This is a genomic window from Pontibacter saemangeumensis (assembly GCF_039541895.1).
Classification (GTDB): domain Bacteria; phylum Bacteroidota; class Bacteroidia; order Cytophagales; family Hymenobacteraceae; genus Pontibacter; species Pontibacter saemangeumensis.
In genome coordinates, this window is record NZ_BAABHC010000016.1 from 794570 (window position 1) to 811016 (window position 16447).

Annotated in this window: 8 protein-coding genes; 4 read left to right on the forward strand and 4 right to left on the reverse strand. The window is 55.7% G+C overall.

Features of this window, described 5'->3' with window-relative positions; all coding sequences use genetic code 11:
- Positions 1-19: 19 nt before the first annotated feature.
- From ABD920_RS17330 to ABD920_RS17345, 4 genes are all read right to left on the reverse strand, one after another.
- The gene (locus ABD920_RS17330) at positions 20-1648 is read right to left on the reverse strand and encodes a glucoamylase family protein (protein ID WP_345160758.1); all 1629 of its coding nucleotides are present in this window, start codon (positions 1646-1648) and stop codon (positions 20-22) included.
- Positions 1649-1708: 60 nt separating this feature from the next.
- The gene (locus tag ABD920_RS17335; RefSeq protein ID WP_345160759.1) at positions 1709-3190 is read right to left on the reverse strand and encodes a RagB/SusD family nutrient uptake outer membrane protein; all 1482 of its coding nucleotides are present in this window, start codon (positions 3188-3190) and stop codon (positions 1709-1711) included.
- 17 nt (positions 3191-3207) lie between these two features.
- Positions 3208-6174, reverse strand: coding sequence for a SusC/RagA family TonB-linked outer membrane protein (locus tag ABD920_RS17340; RefSeq protein WP_345160760.1), 2967 nt, complete (start codon positions 6172-6174; stop codon positions 3208-3210).
- A 274-nt stretch (positions 6175-6448) separates the two neighbouring features.
- Complete coding sequence (locus tag ABD920_RS17345; protein ID WP_345160761.1) at positions 6449-9373, reverse strand: triple tyrosine motif-containing protein; 2925 nt, start codon at positions 9371-9373, stop codon at positions 6449-6451.
- Positions 9374-9769: 396 nt separating this feature from the next.
- On the opposite strand from ABD920_RS17345, the gene ABD920_RS17350 reads away from it, so the two are divergent.
- The 4 genes from ABD920_RS17350 (at position 9770) to ABD920_RS17365 (ending at position 16437) form a co-directional block, all read left to right on the forward strand.
- Positions 9770-10585 (forward strand): SDR family oxidoreductase, encoded by an 816-nt coding sequence (locus ABD920_RS17350; protein ID WP_345160762.1) that lies wholly within the window; start codon positions 9770-9772, stop codon positions 10583-10585.
- A gap of 116 nt (positions 10586-10701) precedes the next feature.
- The gene (locus ABD920_RS17355; RefSeq protein ID WP_345160764.1) at positions 10702-11133 is read left to right on the forward strand and encodes an HYC_CC_PP family protein; all 432 of its coding nucleotides are present in this window, start codon (positions 10702-10704) and stop codon (positions 11131-11133) included.
- 94 nt (positions 11134-11227) lie between these two features.
- Positions 11228-14998, forward strand: a complete 3771-nt coding sequence (locus ABD920_RS17360) for an efflux RND transporter permease subunit (RefSeq protein WP_345160766.1) — start codon at positions 11228-11230, stop codon at positions 14996-14998.
- Complete coding sequence (locus tag ABD920_RS17365) at positions 14995-16437, forward strand: TolC family protein (protein WP_345160768.1); 1443 nt, start codon at positions 14995-14997, stop codon at positions 16435-16437. Before ABD920_RS17360 ends, ABD920_RS17365 begins: the two co-directional genes overlap by 4 nt.
- Positions 16438-16447: the final 10 nt, after the last annotated feature.

Consider the following 16447-nt stretch of genomic DNA (forward strand, 5'->3'; position numbering starts at 1 on the left):
TCTATCTTTTGCTCACAACCTAATGCAGGTAAACGTCAAGCTGTTTTGAGGTGCCTGCATTGGTGAGTTTCAGTGTATATGCTCCCGGCAAGCCCTCTGCACCGAATGTAACCGTTTGAAGGCCCCTTGCCGGGCTCCCGCCGCTCCAGATGGTGAGTGCGTCACTGCCGTCTTTGCTCAGCAGCGACAGGGTATATATGCCAGCCTCTTTGGTCGCCACTTCCATCTGGTATGCGCCTGTGTCAGGGTGCTTCAGCAAGTCGACCCACCCTTTCTGCACATCGGCCACCGCCAGCGGAAAGCCCGTTTCATAAACCGGCTTGTTGATGTTTGCCTTCACCAGCCCCGCCTGGATTTCCGGCAAATCCGTGAACAGGCTCCAGAGCAGGCCGCTGCGGTAGTTCTCGATCATCGCAACTATTGGCCCCTGATCAATAGCCAGGTGGTCTGATGCTGTCCAGCTGCGGGCTTTGTTGTGGGCGTCTTTCAGGCCGTAAGCTCCGATGAGCTGCGGCCCCAGCGCATCATAAAAATGGCGCAGCGCCTGCATGCTGTAGTAAGGGGTGTAGGGGAAAGAGCCCAGCGCCGCCGTGGGTGCCACCGTGCCGTTGTCGTTGCCGGGGTGGTGCGCCATATACCCTTCCGGGTCGTCGGAGGCGGTAAGGCCCCAGAAGCCTTCGGAGTAGCGGTACTCTTTCGGAGCAGACAGGAGGCAGAAAGAGCGGTTGGCCATGGTGTGGTTCAGGTTCTGCAGCCAATAGTTGGTGTAGTCATCCTCCATTTGCCGCGGGTCCAGGCTGAGGAAGGAATAATGAGCGAAGAACAACGGTCCACCAAAGTTTGGTCCCATGTTTAATCTATAACCGCCATAGTTCATCGGGAAGCCATAATTGGGCTGCACCCAACCCTTCTGGTATACAGCTTCCGCTATGGGGTGTGTGGGGGAAGAAAGCGCCAGCACATATGTGATCAGGGCCTCATTCCAGCCACGGATCGGCATATCCATCTCCCAAAAATAATCCGGGCTCCAGTGCCAGTACAGCAAACCGTCGCCCCTGGAGGCATACCAGTCCCACTCCACCGTCTCCCACAGCCGGGTGATTTTCTGCCGAAGCGCAGCCTCCTCTCCCGCCCCGTCAAAATAGACACGTGCCGTCAGCAGTCCGTTGATCAGGTAGGAGGTTTCTACTAAATCGCCGCCGTTGTCTTTGGCACTGAAGGCGATGGCCCGGCCCGTGCTGCCGTTCAGCCAGTGGCTCCAGGCCCCGTGGAAGCGGTCGGCGGTGCCTAAAAATTCAGCGATTCTGTTCAGTCTTTCTACCGCCTGTGCCCTGGTAATCCAGCCGCGGTGTACCGCCACGATGATGGCCTGCACTCCAAAACCCGTGCCCCCGCTCGTCACGATATCGCCTGAGCCGGTTCGCTCCCGGGCCATGCCGGAGGATGGATGCGCATATTCCCAGAAATATCCAAAAGTGCTTTGCTGCACTTTATCCAGCAGTTCCTTGTCTTCAGCAGTGGCTGTAGGGGACGTAGGGGCTTCAGGCGTTACCGGATCGGGCGTTGGCCGCGTCTCCTTGTCCTCCTTGCAGGACAGCAGCGCACAAAGCAGCAGGACACAGCCATACCAAAGCTGTTTTTGTATCATCAGCAAATAGGAGCAGGATTAAAAGCCTGGAACCGTTTGGCTCCAGGCTTTCTGAATAAATTAGTAGCCGGGGTTTTGTTCGAGTGTACCACCGCTAATATCTATCTGTTGCTGCGGGATAGGAAACAATTCATTTTTCCCCTCCATGAAATTTTTACCTAAAGCCTTCAGTACTTCCGCTGCCCTGCCCTGACGCACCAAGTCATAAAAGCGGTCACCGTTTTCCAGCGCCAGCTCCACACGGCGCTCGTGCCAGATTATTTCCCGGAGTTCTTCCTGCGTAGCCGATTCGATAGGTTCTAATCCTGCCCGCTCTCGCACCATGTTTAGTGCTGAAAGCGCTTCCTCTGTCTGACCTAACTTGTTGGCTGCCTCGGCGTGCATCAGCAGCACTTCCGCATAGCGTAGGATTCTAATATTTTGGTCTTTGGCATAACCGCACTCGTTCGTCACAAACCCTGGAACGTAAGCCTTCTGGTTATAGCGCGGGTTAGGGGCGGTCTCAATGATTTTCTCTCCTTCCGGCGTTACTTCTCCCCGAAACAAAATGGTAGCATCCAAACGCTCATCGCCTTCTTCATAGGCATTCACTAAATCTTCGGTAGGCTCTACAAACCCCCATCCAAACTGGCCTCTAACACCTTGCACTTCAGCCCACTGGCTGTTGGAAGCGGCACAGTTGCCGGGTACCGTCTGCGCCTGTATTTCGAAGATGGATTCGCTGTTGTTTTCGCCTGAGATCCGGAAGATGTCATAATAGTTGGGGGTAAGTGCATACCCCATGCCCATAACCTGGCTTGTGAGACTCAGCACCTCTGCCCAGTTCTCCTGGTACATCTGCACTTTTGCCAGCATACCCAGGGCAGCCCCTTTTGTAACACGCGCCTTGTTTGCCGCATCATAAGAAACAGGCAAAACCGCGGCTGCGTCAGTCAGGTCCTGTATAATCTGGTTGTAAACCTCCTCTTTGGAAGCGCGGGCCAAGCTAAGCTGGTCTATGGGTTCCTGCTCACCTGGAAGAGGGACAGAGAGACGGAGCGGCACCCCTCCAAATGTCCTGACCAGATTGAAGTAATGGTAAGCACGGAAAAACTTGGCCTCAGCCAGCAGGCGAGCCTTCAATGTTTCGTCCATCCCAATGAGCGGCACATTCGACAATACCTGATTTGCCAGGTTTATACCTTGGTACTGCCCGTTCCAGTAGCCGTTCAGTTGCCCTTCGGTAGCGGTAATGGTGAGGTTATCAAAATTATCTAAAAAACCTGCGTCGCCAGGCACACTTCCTTTCTCTGCGTTATCTGAGGTGATCGTGGTAATGGCGAGGTGCGCAAAAGCGATGTTGTTCCATTCCCGGAGGTTGCCATATATAGACGTAACCGCCTCGATCGCATGATCTTGGGTGGTGAAGAACTCCTCCCCCACTCCAACACCTTCACGCTCTACGTCCAGAAAATCTTCGGAGCAGGAATACAGCCCCCCAATAGCCAGTGCACTCAGGAGGATTAAAGAATTTCGCTTGAGGCTATAATATATATATTTCATAAAATCTGTTCTTAAAATTAGAAGGTAACGTTCACACCAAAATTGTAGGTAGCAGATAGCGGATACACATTTCGATCTATACCCTGGCTCACCGGGGCACCACCCACCTCAGGTGAGAAGCCGTTGTAGTCGAACCAGGTCACTGGGTTCTGGGCATTAATATATACTCTGAAGGCCTGCATTTTCCACTTCGTTACCAGGTCTGTTGGCAGGTTGTACCCCAGCTGCAGGTTTCGAATCCGAATGTAATCACCGCTTTCTATGTAAAAATCATTGGGATCGAGGTTTCTGCCGTTCAGGTTTGCAGAAGGATAGGTATTAGAAGTACCCTCCCCAAACCACCTGTTCTCGAAGTATTCCAGGTCATAGTTCTCGTTGCCGTAACGCACATTTCTGTTTCCGTTATATATATCTACGTCGGCTACACCCTGTATATCTAACTGGAGATCAAAGCTCTTGAACCGAAAGCCTGTGTTAATGCCATATACAAATCCGGGGTTTGGGTTTCCGATGATGGTTCTGTCATTGTTGTCGATCACGCCATCACCATTCCTATCTCTGAAGCGGAAGTCCCCAGGATTGGCAGTAGGCTGTGGAGAGGATTCTATCTCCTGCTCATTCTGGAAAATCCCCTCCACCTCATACCCGAAGAAAGAGCCGATTGGGTCGCCGATGCGTGTGATGCTGACCTGGTAGCCGCCCACCGGCAGGTTGCCGTTGTAGTAAACATTGTTGCCCGTTTCAATTGCCGTCACCTCGTTTACGTTGCGGGAAAAGTTGAAGCCTACGTTGTAGCTGATATCAGTGCTCACATCATCGGCCCAGTTCACGGCCAGTTCAAAGCCACGGTTGCGGAAAGATGCGTAGTTACCGAGTATATCCCCTGACAAACCGAAGTACCCGAGCGGTGTAAAGCCGAAAATGGCGTCCTCTGTTACTTTATTATACCAATCCGCCACGACAGAAAGCCTGTTGTTCAGGAAGCCCATCTCAGCACCCAGGTCTGTTTCTTTCACCACTTCCCAAAGCAAGGTAGGAGGCACGGTCTCGGTAAGGTTTCTTCCGGGCAGAAACCCGCCGCCATAGTTATAACCAAGGCGTGGGTCACTGTTTACAGGCAGGATAAAGATACCGGTAGGGATTTGGTCGTTCCCCAACTTGCCCCAGCTGGCTCTGATCTTCAGGTTGTCGAAAATAGTTTGGTCCTGCATAAATGATTCCTCCGTCACGCGCCAGCCCAAACCGATGGAAGGGAAATACTCCCATCTGTCTTCCCTCGGAAACTTAGAGGAGGCGTCGTAACGCAGGGTCGCCGTCAGCAGGTAACGGTCCAGGTAGGTATAGTTGACCCGGCCGAAATAGGAGGCAAACGTGAACCGATCGCCCGAGTTAATTATATTATAAGTCTCCGGGTCACCCAAACTCAGATAGAGGTTAGCCTCCGACTCAAACGCCACATCATTCGCAGAACCGGCCACAAGCTCTGATTTATCTTCCTGTGAGGAGATGCCCAGTAATGCGCTCACTTCATGGTCTCCGAAAGTTTTATCATAGTTCAGCGTATTTTCCCAAAGCCAGCTGGAGCCTTTGCTCCTGGACTTCGTTAGCTGGCTTCTGGATGCAAACTGCACAGACGTCAGCGAGTCCTCGGACCTGTAGTTCCGGTATTCGTTTATGCTGTAGTTAAGACCCAGGCTCGTACGGAAGGTGAAATTCTCCAGGAATTTGAGTTCCCCAAATACATTGCCCGTCATTTGCTGCCCTGATGATTTCTGATCATACCAGTCCAGCGATGCCTGCGGATTGGCGAAATTTCCGAGGTTGTAGTCAAAAGAGTCGCCATATCGTTGGCCCTCTTTAAAAACAGGAATAACCGGCGGCGCCACAAAGGCTTGGTAGAAAATATCACCGGGCACATCAATGGAGTTGTAGTTGTAAAAGATGCCGTTATACCCAACTTTGATCGCATCGCTTACCTGAAAATCTGTCTGCAGGCGTGCCGTGATACGCTCATATTCGTTTCCCTCAATGATACCTTCCTGATTGAGGTAGCCGACACTGGCGCTGTAGGTTATTTTTTCTGATCCACCGGATGCTGACACCTGGTGGTTATGGATCATGGCTGTGCGCAGCACCTGGTCGTACCAATTCGTGGAAGGCAGGCTAGTATCCACCGTCTGCGAACCCGTCTTCTCGTTGATCATGGTAGCATATTGCTGCGTATTCGTCATTTCCAGTTGGTTTGTAACCCGCTGCACCCCCACAAAGCCATTATAGTTCACGGTAGATTTACCTGCCTCGCCCCGCTTGGTGGTAACAAGCACCACCCCGTTCGCCGCCCTCACGCCATATATGGCCGCGCTGGAAGCGTCTTTCAGGATCTCGATAGAGGCGATATCCGCCGGGTTCAGGAAGCTCAGGTTGTCCACAAAAGTACCATCCACCACGTAGAGCGGGTCTGTATCGCCTAAGGCTGACCCCGCACCGCGAATGCGTATTTGCGGCGAGGCGCCCGGGGCGCCAGAGTTAGTGATGGTAACACCGGCCACCTTGCCCTGCAGCGAGCTTACAGGGTTCTGAGAAGCCTGCTTCACCAGTTCTTCCCCCTCTACAGAGACAATAGAGCCGGTCACGTCGCGGGCCTCCTGTACGCCGTAGCCCACCACCACCACCTGCTCCAGTTGCTGGGCAGATGTTCCTAACTTGATATCAAGTGTCGTTTGTCCGTTGATAGGCGTTTCTGTCCGTTCATAGCCGAGATAATCGACCACAAGCGTCCCGTTAGAAGGGGCAGAAATTGTAAAATTACCGGTTGCATCCGTTTGTGTTCCGGCGGTGGAACCCTTTACGGCCACCCCGGCCCCGATCAGGGGCTGTCCGCTCTCTGCATCCGTCACGGTGCCCTGCACAGTAATGTTTTCCTGCGCATGCACCAACCCAACGCTCAGCAGACATATCCATAGGAGTAAAATGTATTTTTTCATATGCGGTCTTGTTATAGGTGGTAAGTTGGTAGAGAGTCAAAATTCCCGTTAAATAAAAGCAATGCCAAAAAAGCCACCTCTACAAAGCCACATCAAAAGAATAATTGTTTTAAAGAGGCGCGTGAGCAAGCACTTACAGGCTGATACACAGGATATTTCAACTCATTATATATACGGCGGGCTAAATTTTCGGACTACACAGAAGCCATAAAAAAGCCCCTGGAGAGGTATATCCAAGGGCTGTGAGAGGTAATGATGTGGTAAACGGGAGGTGTTACAGCTCCATAAAAAACTCCACGAGGTTCTTGTCGTGCTCCATGTTGAGCTTTTTGCGCAGCCGGTACCGGCGCAGCTCCACGCTACGCACCGTGATGTTGAGGAGCGAGGCAATCTCTTTACTGCTCATGTTCATGCGCAGGTAGGCACTTAGCTTCAGGTCATTCGGGGTGAGGTCCGGGTAGTCTTCCTTCAGCTTCCGGAAGTAGTTTTCGTGCACCTCGTCAAAGCTGTTCTCGAACCGGTTCCAGTCCTGCTGCTCCCCCATCCCCTCGTCCAGGATCCTTTGTATTTTCTTAAGTTTGGCGGCGGGCAGCTTTTTCCCTTCCGCGTCCTCCAGCTTGTTCATCTCTACCCGGATATTCTGCAGCAGCTCGTTCTTGTACACGATGTTCAGGGCGGTGCTGGCCAACTCGCGGCTCTTTCCCGAAAGCTCCGTGCGCAGCTGCTCGTTGCGCAGCTTCACCAGCTTCTGCTCGTGCAGCAGCGCCTCCCGCTTCAGGTGCTCCTGCTTCTCCTGCTCCAGCTTATGCTGTATGCGGGCCTTGTCGCGCTGCAGCTTCAGGTAATACAGCTTCCGGAGCAGCAGCGCCAGCAATACGGCCAGCACGGCGTAGGCCAGGTAAGCCCAGGTAGTGGCGTACCACGGCGGCAACACAGTGAACCTATAGGTAGCAGCCTCTGTCAGCAGGTTGTCGTTCACCCGGGCCCTCACTTTAAAGGCATAGTCACCGTGCGGCAGGTTCGAGAATTCCTTCAGTGCGGCGCTGCCCCAGGCGGACCACTGGCTGGAGTAGCCCTCCATGAAATACTGGAACCGGACATTCGCCTGCTGGTAAAGCGGCAGCGCATACGCGATACGGATGTCGTTCTGGTCAAAAGGCAGCTCCGGCGAGGTGCTGCCGCTGCTGTTATCGCTGAGCAGCGTGGCGCTTTCGGTAGTATTCTCTACCCTGCGGATCAGGACGGGCGGCAGCTTCAGCTGCTGCTGCCGGGTGTCGGTGCTATAGACCACAAACCCGTCATCGATGCTGATGAGGTAGTCGGAGGCGCGGATCTGGCTGATGTTTTCGTACTGCTGCACCATGCGGCCGTCGAGTATGCTGAACTGGTTGGTGTTGATGGACAGGTTGCCCCCACTGCCGAAGCTGACCAGGGCAACCTTGCCGTGGTTGATGAACCAGTACGAGCCTTTGCCCGCTTTGAGGATGCGGTTGGAAGTGGCAAAGCTGCCCAGCTTCCGGTTGAGCTCCTGGTAGGGCGTGAAGCGGTTGCTCACCTCATCAAACACGTAAAACCCCGCCTCTGACGAAAAAAGGATGCGGTTAAAGAGGCGGGAGATGTTGATCTTGTAGTCGCTGGGCAAGCCGCTGGTCCTGCCGAAGCTGCTGCTCTCCCTCACCTTGCGCAGGTCGCCGGTGAGCGTTAGCCGGAACAAACCTTTGTAGGCGTGGCTCACCCAGATGCTGCCGTTGTTGTCCTGCTCCACGTAGCGGGACGGCCCGCTGAAGCCCTCCACCCTGTGCCAAAGCGCCCAGTTCCCGGCCTCATCCTTCTTGTAGAGCACCAGCCCGTTGTAAGTGCCCTGCAGCAGGTAGTCAGGGTTCGAGAGCAGCTTGCCGATCACCCAGCCGCCCTTGGCGTCCGATATGCGCACCAGCTTATCACCCGCAACCCGGAAGGTGCCGTCGTTGTGGCCGCAGAGCAGCTGCCCGTCCAGCAGCGACAGGTCCCAGACCTGACCCTGCGAACCGGCGATCATCCGGAAATCAAGGTTCTGAAACAGCGAAACGCCATTAGGAAACCACTCGCTGTAAAACAGGCCCTGGTTGGTGCCCAGGTATATCTTGTTGTCGTGGATGATGCTGGCATACACTGTCCCGAACTTGCCGCTCTTGTCGAAGTAAAAGTAAAGCGGGGAATCCACCTCGACATGATCGATGCCGTTGTCGAGCCCCAGCCACAGGTTCTGCGCCTGGTCGGAGTAAAGGCTCAGCACCGTGTTGTTCTGCAGACCGGAGGTCTTGTTGATCTTCTGCACCATGTTACCGGCGGTGTCCACCACCACCACGCCTTTCAGGATGGTGCCGTAGGCAAAGAGGCCGTTCTGCAGGCGCACGCCATTGTTGAGCTGGTGCTCTGCCAGGAACTGGTTCGCCTGGTTTTGCCAGGGCTTTAACGTGCGCCCGTCATATATAAACAGGCCATTGCGGTTGGTGCCGACCACGTACTGCCCCTCCCGGAAAGGCAGCACCGACAGCACGCCGGTCGCACCGGGAACCCCTGCCGGGGCAACCTGCTCCAGCTTTCTGCCCTTCAGCTCATACAGCCCCTTGGAGATCACCTCCACAAAAAAACGGTCGCCGGCTTTAAGCAGGAACAGGAAAGGGGATTGCGCCCGCACAACCTCTATCCTGCCCTGCTCATATATAAAGATGCTGGCAAAGGACTGAAAGAGCACCCTGTCGCCGTCGGCGTAGATCTTCCAGACCTCGTCTTTCAGGGCGAATTCCGGCGGCACCAGGTCTGTCAGAGAGGTATATAGAAAGCGGCCTTCGCTATTGTAGCCCCAGTAGCCGATCTCGCCGAAGGCCCCGGTATAGATACGCCCCTTATTATCGGAGGCCACCGAGCGCACCGTCAGGTTGTGGGGCATCGGGTAAAGCTGCCAGTGGTTGCCGTCGTAGGCAAGCAGCCCCTTGGAGTTGCCGTAGTACATCACGCCGTCAGGCCCCTGTGTGACAGACCAGTTCTGGTTACCGGCCTGGTACGCCAGTTTTGTGAAGTTCTGCACATACGGGAAACCGGTATTCTGGAACTCCTTCGCAACGGAATGGGAAGGCAGGATAAAGAGAATACTATATATAAGCAGCGAAAGAATCCCCTTTATTCCTGGTTTACGTGAGAGTGCTGCACCCATCATCTTCCTTTTAATTTCACAATATTACAAATCTCTGCGCTACCGCCCGCACACAACGCGTGCCAAAAAAGGTGGATAGCCTTCCTGCCCCCTTAACGAAAACCCGCCTGTGAAGTATATATGGCTAATCTGCCTGAACGGATTGCCTGCTATAGGATAAAACATTTTATCGAACTGAGCGCCCCGATCAGGAAGCGGATATAGCCCCGCTCTCCCGCACCGGCCACGCATGAAACAGGCGCTTTAAAAACGGATTGCCCGCAACGGCAACCGCCCCGCCCGATGGCCGTTAGCAGGGGATAGCAAGTAAGCGAAGACAGATGGCGGCTGAACCGGCAGCGCATCCGCCGTTCCGGGTCCTGTACCCAGAGGATCATCCAAAACAAATCTACGTTATATATGAACACGATCGAGAACAAACGGCTGAAAGGGAAAGTGGCGGTGGTGACGGGGGCCAGCTCCGGCATCGGGGAGGGCATTGCTTTGGCGATGGGCCGGGAAGGGGCCAGTGTGGTTGTTAATTACAACTCAAATGAGGAGCCGGCCCAGGAGCTAAAAAAGAAGATAGAGGCGGCGGGCAGCCAGGCCGTGGTGGTGCAGGCGGATGTGGCCAACCCGGAAGACGTCGCCAGGATGTTTAAGGCAGCATGCGATAATTTTGGCACTGTGGATATTCTGGTGAACAACGCCGGCATCCAGCGCGACGCCAGTTTCCTGGAGATGACGCTGGAGGACTGGAACAAGGTGATCAGCACCAACCTGACCGGACATTTCCTGTGCGCGCAGGCGGCGGCGAAAGAGTTCGTGAAGCGCAGGGTGCAGCACGAAGAGCGCAAAGCAGCGGGCCATATCATCTTCATCAGCTCAGTGCACGACATTATCCCCTGGGCCGGCCACGTGAACTATGCCACGGCCAAAGGCGGTGTGCAGATGCTGATGAAAACGCTGGCGCAGGAGCTGGCGCCCAACAAGATCCGGGTAAACGGCATTTCGCCCGGCGCAATCAAAACTGAGATCAACAGGTCGGTTTGGGAAAATGAGGGAGGCCGGGAAGGTATGCTCACGCTCATCCCCTACGGGCGCATCGGGGAGCCGGAGGATGTGGCGAAGGTGGCGGTGTGGCTGGCCACAGACGAGGCCGACTATATAACCGGCACCACGATCTATGTGGACGGCGGCATGACGCTCTACCCGGCCTTCAGCGACAACGGCTGAGCCATGCCGGAGCAGATTTTATATATAAAATAAATAATTCTACAAGTTTTTGCGTTAATTTTGTAACAGTACCTGCTACTTTGGCCATACCTTTGTAGCAAGCCTTACCCCAGAACATGAAGTTGTACCGCCAGATTATATTGCTGACCCTCACGCTGCTGGTGCTCGTCTCCTCGACGGGCATGGCGGTGGGCATGCATATATGCGGCGGCGAACTGCGCGATGTCACCTTCTTCGGAGCCGAGGCTGACTGCCCGATGGAGAAGCCAGCAGAGGAGCTTCCTCCCTGCCATGCCCCTCAACAGGATGCTGACGACGATGCCTGCTGTGAAGACCACCAGGTGCTCGTGGAACGGCTGGATGTGGCGGCCAAGCATAAAGCGATCTCCCTGCACAAGCTGCACGACATCAAGCTCATAGCTGCTGTACAAGCGGTTATCCTGCAGTTGTTTGCTCCGGAGGCGGCTTTTAACCCGACCTACGCCTTTTACGAGTCTCCCCCGCTGGCCCGCGACATTCCGGTGCTGGTGCAGTCCTTCCTTCTGTAAACCTGCTTTTTCGATGAAACCTGCCTTTGAGGCCGGTATGGTGTTGTGCTGCCCTTCCGGCAGCCTAGCTTCTTTGTTTTCAATCGATTAAAGCATGTTAAACAGCGTTATTAAATTCTTTCTGGAGCAGAAGTTGGTAACCACCCTGCTCCTGCTGCTCATCGTGAGTTGGGGCATTGTGGTGGCGCCATTCAATTGGAACGTCAGCTTTTTGCCACGCGACCCGGTGCCGGTAGACGCCATCCCGGATATTGGCGAGAACCAGCAGATCATCTTCACTGAGTGGATGGGGCGCTCGCCGCAGGATGTGGAGGACCAGATCACCTACCCTTTAACGACCTCCCTCCTGGGTATGCCGGGCGTCAAAACCATCCGTTCCACCTCCATGTTCGGCTTTTCCAGCATCTATGTCATCTTTGATGAGGACACGGAGTACTACTGGAGCCGCTCCCGCATCCTGGAAAAGCTCAACTCCCTGCCTGCCGACCTGCTGCCGGACGAGGTAACGCCCAAACTGGGCCCTGACGCCACCGCGCTGGGGCAGGTGTACTGGTACACGCTGGAGGGCCGTGATGAAGAAGGAAAACCCGCTGGCGGCTGGGACCTGCACGAGCTGCGCACCATCCAGGATTTTTATGTGCGCTATGCCCTGGCAGGCGCTGAAGGCGTGGCCGAGGTGGCGTCGGTGGGGGGCTATATAAAAGAGTACCAGGTAGATCTGGACCCGGTGGCCATGAAGGCGAACAACATCTCCATGATGGAGGTGATGAACACCCTGAAAAACAGCAACCAGGACGTGGGCGCCAATACCGTCGAGATAAACCAGGTGGAGTACCTGGTGCGCGGCCTGGGCTACGTGCAGGACCTGGAGGATATAGAAGCGGCGGTGGTGAAAGTTGCCAACAACGTGCCGATCCGCATCCAGGACATCGCCCGCGTGAACATCGGCCCCGCCGACCGCTCCATGCTGGGGGTGCTGGACAAAAGCGGTGCCGAGGCCGTGGGCGGCGTGGTGATCTCCCGCTACGGCGACAACCCACTGGCCGTGATTAACAACGTGAAGGAAAAGCTGGACGAGATCTCCGCCGGCCTCCCTTCCAAAAAGCTGGCTGACGGACGCACCTCCAAGGTGACGGTGGTGCCTTTTTATGACCGCACGCAACTCATCAACGAGACGCTGGGAACGCTGAACGAGGCCATATTGCTGCAGATCCTCATTACCATTATTGTAATCATTGTGATGGTATATAACCTGCGGGCTTCGCTGCTCATCTCGGCGTTGCTGCCCCTGGCCGTGCTCATGACCTTCATCATGATGAAGTACTTCGACGTGGATGCCAACATCGTGGCCCTGTCGGGTATTGCGATTGCGATCGGCACCATGGTGGACCTGGGCATTATCCTGAACGAGAACATCCTGCGCCATATAGAGGAGGCACCGCCGGGGCAGTCGCTGCTGAAGACCGTTTACACTGCCACGACGGAAGTTGCCACCGCCATCCTGACGGCTGTCTCCACCACCATCGTCAGCTTTTTGCCGGTGTTCACGCTGGAGGCGGCGGAAGGGAAGCTGTTCGGGCCGCTGGCCTTCACCAAAACCTTCGCCCTGGTCGCCTCGTTGATCTTCACCATCCTGATTATGCCCGCGTTTGCGCATTCAATCCTTGGGCTGAAGTCTAAAAACGCCTCCTGGTCGAAGATCCTGAACTGGGTGCTCCTGGGGTTGGGTGTCATCGCCGTGTTCATCCTTCCGCTGGCAGGCATTACCCTGCTCCTGATCGCTGCAAACAACCTGCTGACCTCCTATCAGCCGGAGCGATTTGGCCACTATAATACCCCTGTGATGGTGGGCATTGCGGTACTGGCCGTGTCGTGGCTGCTGGCCCTGTATTGGATGCCGCTGGGGGCTTCTGTGAGCCTGCTCCTGAATTTCCTTTTCATCCTGCTCATCATCGGCTTGGTGCTGGGTTCTTTCTCGCTGTTCATCAGGGCATATCCCCGCATCCTGGCGTGGTGCCTGGCCAACAAAGGGACGTTCCTGAGTATGCCGGCCTTAATCATGCTGATAGGCTTGCTGGTCTGGCTGGGCTTCAACTCCGTGTTCGGCTGGTTTGCCAGGGGCGTCGACACGATGGGCTACAACGTCAGAACCACCTCTGTTTGGAGCGGCCTGGTGCACACCTTTCCGGGATTGGGCGAGGAGTTCATGCCCTCCCTGGACGAAGGCTCCTTCCTGCTGATGCCGACGTCCATGCCGCACTCCGGCGTGGAGGCCAACAAGCGCATCGTGCAGCAGCTGGACATGCTTATCACGGCCATACCGGAGGTAGAAATGGTGGTGGGCAAGGCCGGCCGCGCGGAAACAGCGCTGGACCCGGCCCCAATGTCGATGTACGAGAACATCATCCAGTATAAATCAGAGTACAAAACAGACGCAAACGGGCAGCGAATCCGCTATAAAGTGGATGAGGAGGGCCAATTTGTTCGCGACAAATCCGGTGAACTGATCGAAGACAAAAGGGGGGAATACTTCCGGCAGTGGCGCGACCATATCCAGAGCCCGGATGATATATGGGACGAGATCGTATCTGTGGCCAACATACCGGGGGTGACCTCGGCGCCGAAACTACAGCCGATCGAGGCGCGCCTGGTGATGCTGCAGACCGGCATGCGCGCACCGATGGGCCTGAAAGTATATGGCCCGGACCTGAAAACGATCGAGGACTTCAGCCTGCAGCTGGAGCGCTTCCTGAAAGAAGTGCCGTCTGTGAAATCAGAGGCTGTATTCGCGGACCGCTCTCTCGGCAAACCCTATATGGAGATAGAGCTGGACCGCAGCGCCATGGCCCGCTACGGACTGAACGTGGCCGATGTGCAGGAGTATATCGAGGTGGCGATGGGTGGCATGGCGCTCACAACAACAGTGGAAGGCCGTGAACGCTACTCTATCCGCGCCCGCTATGCCCGGGAATACCGCAACTCTCCCGAGGCGGTGGACAGGATTTTGATCACGACGGCCAGCGGCACCCAGGTGCCCCTGGGTGAGATTGCTGACCTGGAATACCGCCCCGGCCCGATGATGATCCGCGGAGAGAACTCTTTCCTGACGGGCTATGTGCTGTTCGACAAGAAAGACGGATTTGCCGAGGTGCCGGTAGTGGAGGACGCCCAGCGCTACCTCAACCAGAAAACAGCATCCGGCGAGCTGGTGGTGCCGGCGGGCGTGAGCTACAAATTTTCAGGGAGCTATGAGAACCAGGTGCGCGCCGAGCGGAGACTATCCATCGTGATCCCGCTCAGTTTGCTCATCATTTTCCTGATCCTGTACTTCCAGTTCCGCTCCGTCTCGACGACGCTTTTCATCTTCACGTCCATTGCCATGGCCTTTTCCGGGGGCTTTATGATGCTGTGGCTCTATAGCCAGGACTGGTTCCTGAACTTCTCGTTCGGGGACACCAACATGCGGGAGCTTTTCCAGATGCGCACTTACAACCTGAGCGTGGCCGTCTGGGTGGGCTTCATCGCCCTGTTCGGCATCGCCACAGACGACGGCGTGGTGATGGGGACCTACCTGAAACAGAGCTTCGACAAGTTTCACCCGGAATCGAGGCAACAGGTGCGCAAAGCCGTGCTAGAGGCAGGAATGCGCCGGGTAAGGCCTTGCCTGATGACGACCGCCACCACCCTGCTGGCCCTGCTGCCCGTGCTCTCTTCCACTGGCCGTGGCTCTGACATCATGATTCCGATGGCGATCCCGACGTTCGGAGGCATGGTGGTCGCCCTGATTACCCTGTTTATTGTACCCGTGCTGTACAGCTGGCGCGAAGAAGTGAAGGTTGGAAAAAAAGTTAAAGAACTCGCATGAAAAAGATCGTAGCCTATATAGCCCTCCTCCTGGTGCTTGCACCGGCTCTCCGGGCGCAGACCCTGCAGGAGTACCTGGTCACATCCGGGGAAAACAACCCGCTGCTGAAAGCCCGCTTTGCCGAATACCAGGCAGCCTTGGAGAAAGTGCCGCAAGCCGGTGCCCTTCCCGATCCGGAAGCTAATTTCGGTTTATTCCTGAAGCCCATGGAAAGGCTGATGGGGAACCAGGTCGGTGAAGCATCCATTATGCAGATGTTCCCGTGGTTCGGTACGCTGGGCGCGGCCAGGAACGAGGCGAACTATATGGCCCAGATGAAGTTCGCGTCTTTCATCGAAGCCAAAATCAACCTCTACCACGATGTCCGCACGACCTGGCTGGGCATGTACCGCATAGACGAGGAAGTGCAGCTGCTGGAGCGGGAACTGGCGATCCTGCAGGCGCTGGAGCGGATAGCACTTGCCAGGTATAAATCTGCCCCGGCAGGAGCCGCCCCGGGCCCTGCACGCCAAAGCCCGGGCACCTCTTCTTCCGGCAGTATGGGCAGCACCACCACTGGCAGTGCCGCGTCCGGCATGGCAGGAATGGGCGGCGGTTCTGCAGGTGGCAATACTTCATCAAAGGCAGGAAGCAGTACCGGAATGACCGGCGGCGGCATGACTTCCATGGCTTCCTCCGGAAGCAGCATGGTGGACGTGATCCTGATCCGGGTGCAGGTAAAGGACCTGGAGAACAGGCTGCTGCTGCTCCGGGACTCTAAAAAGCCGCTTCAGGTGGCTTTCAATAACCTGCTTAACCGGCAACCCGGCCAGGAGATACAGCTAGCAGACACGCTGCAGCCTGTTGCCCTGCCTGCCGCGCTGGCCCTTATCCAGGACTCTATCCTCCAGAACCACCCGATGCTGAAAATGTACGAGTGGGACGAGAAGGCCCGCGAAGCCCAGTACCGCATGGCCCAGCTGATGGGACGGCCGATGCTCGGCCTCGGGTTGAACTATATGGTCTTCAAGCCCCGGATGGACGAAGCAACAGAAATGCGCATGGGCGGGAAGAACATGGTGATGCCGATGGTAACGGTAACGCTGCCGATCTACCGCAAGAAGTACAACGCCGCCAAAAGGGAGGCGAAGTTTGAGCAGGAGGCGGCTGCCCTTAAAAAAGAGGCTGCCGAAAACGAATTGTTCACAGAACTCGAGAACCTGCTGTACGACTACCAGCGCGCTACCAGTACGCTGCAGCTGCTGGAAGAGCAGATCGAGCTTAACGAACAGGCGATCCGCCTGCTCACGACCAACTATACTGTGGCCGGGGCAGGGATCGATGAGATCCTGCGGCAGCGCCAGGCCATACTCGGGTATAAACAACAGCAACTGCAGGCAATCACCGACCAGCACATCGCCGTGTCGGCCATTAACCGCATGATGAACAGCGACTATTAAGAGAAACTGC

What these genes read in the sequence shown, in the direction of transcription:
- ABD920_RS17330 (WP_345160758.1), bottom strand. Translation starts at nt 1,648, where the DNA reads ATGATACAAAAACAGCTTTGGTATGGCTGTGTCCTGCTGCTTTGTGCG.
- ABD920_RS17335 (WP_345160759.1), bottom strand. Translation starts at nt 3,190, where the DNA reads ATGAAATATATATATTATAGCCTCAAGCGAAATTCTTTAATCCTCCTG.
- ABD920_RS17340 (WP_345160760.1), bottom strand. Translation starts at nt 6,174, where the DNA reads ATGAAAAAATACATTTTACTCCTATGGATATGTCTGCTGAGCGTTGGG.
- ABD920_RS17345 (WP_345160761.1), bottom strand. Translation starts at nt 9,373, where the DNA reads ATGATGGGTGCAGCACTCTCACGTAAACCAGGAATAAAGGGGATTCTT.
- ABD920_RS17350 (WP_345160762.1), top strand. Translation starts at nt 9,770, where the DNA reads ATGAACACGATCGAGAACAAACGGCTGAAAGGGAAAGTGGCGGTGGTG.
- ABD920_RS17355 (WP_345160764.1), top strand. Translation starts at nt 10,702, where the DNA reads ATGAAGTTGTACCGCCAGATTATATTGCTGACCCTCACGCTGCTGGTG.
- ABD920_RS17360 (WP_345160766.1), top strand. Translation starts at nt 11,228, where the DNA reads ATGTTAAACAGCGTTATTAAATTCTTTCTGGAGCAGAAGTTGGTAACC.
- ABD920_RS17365 (WP_345160768.1), top strand. Translation starts at nt 14,995, where the DNA reads ATGAAAAAGATCGTAGCCTATATAGCCCTCCTCCTGGTGCTTGCACCG.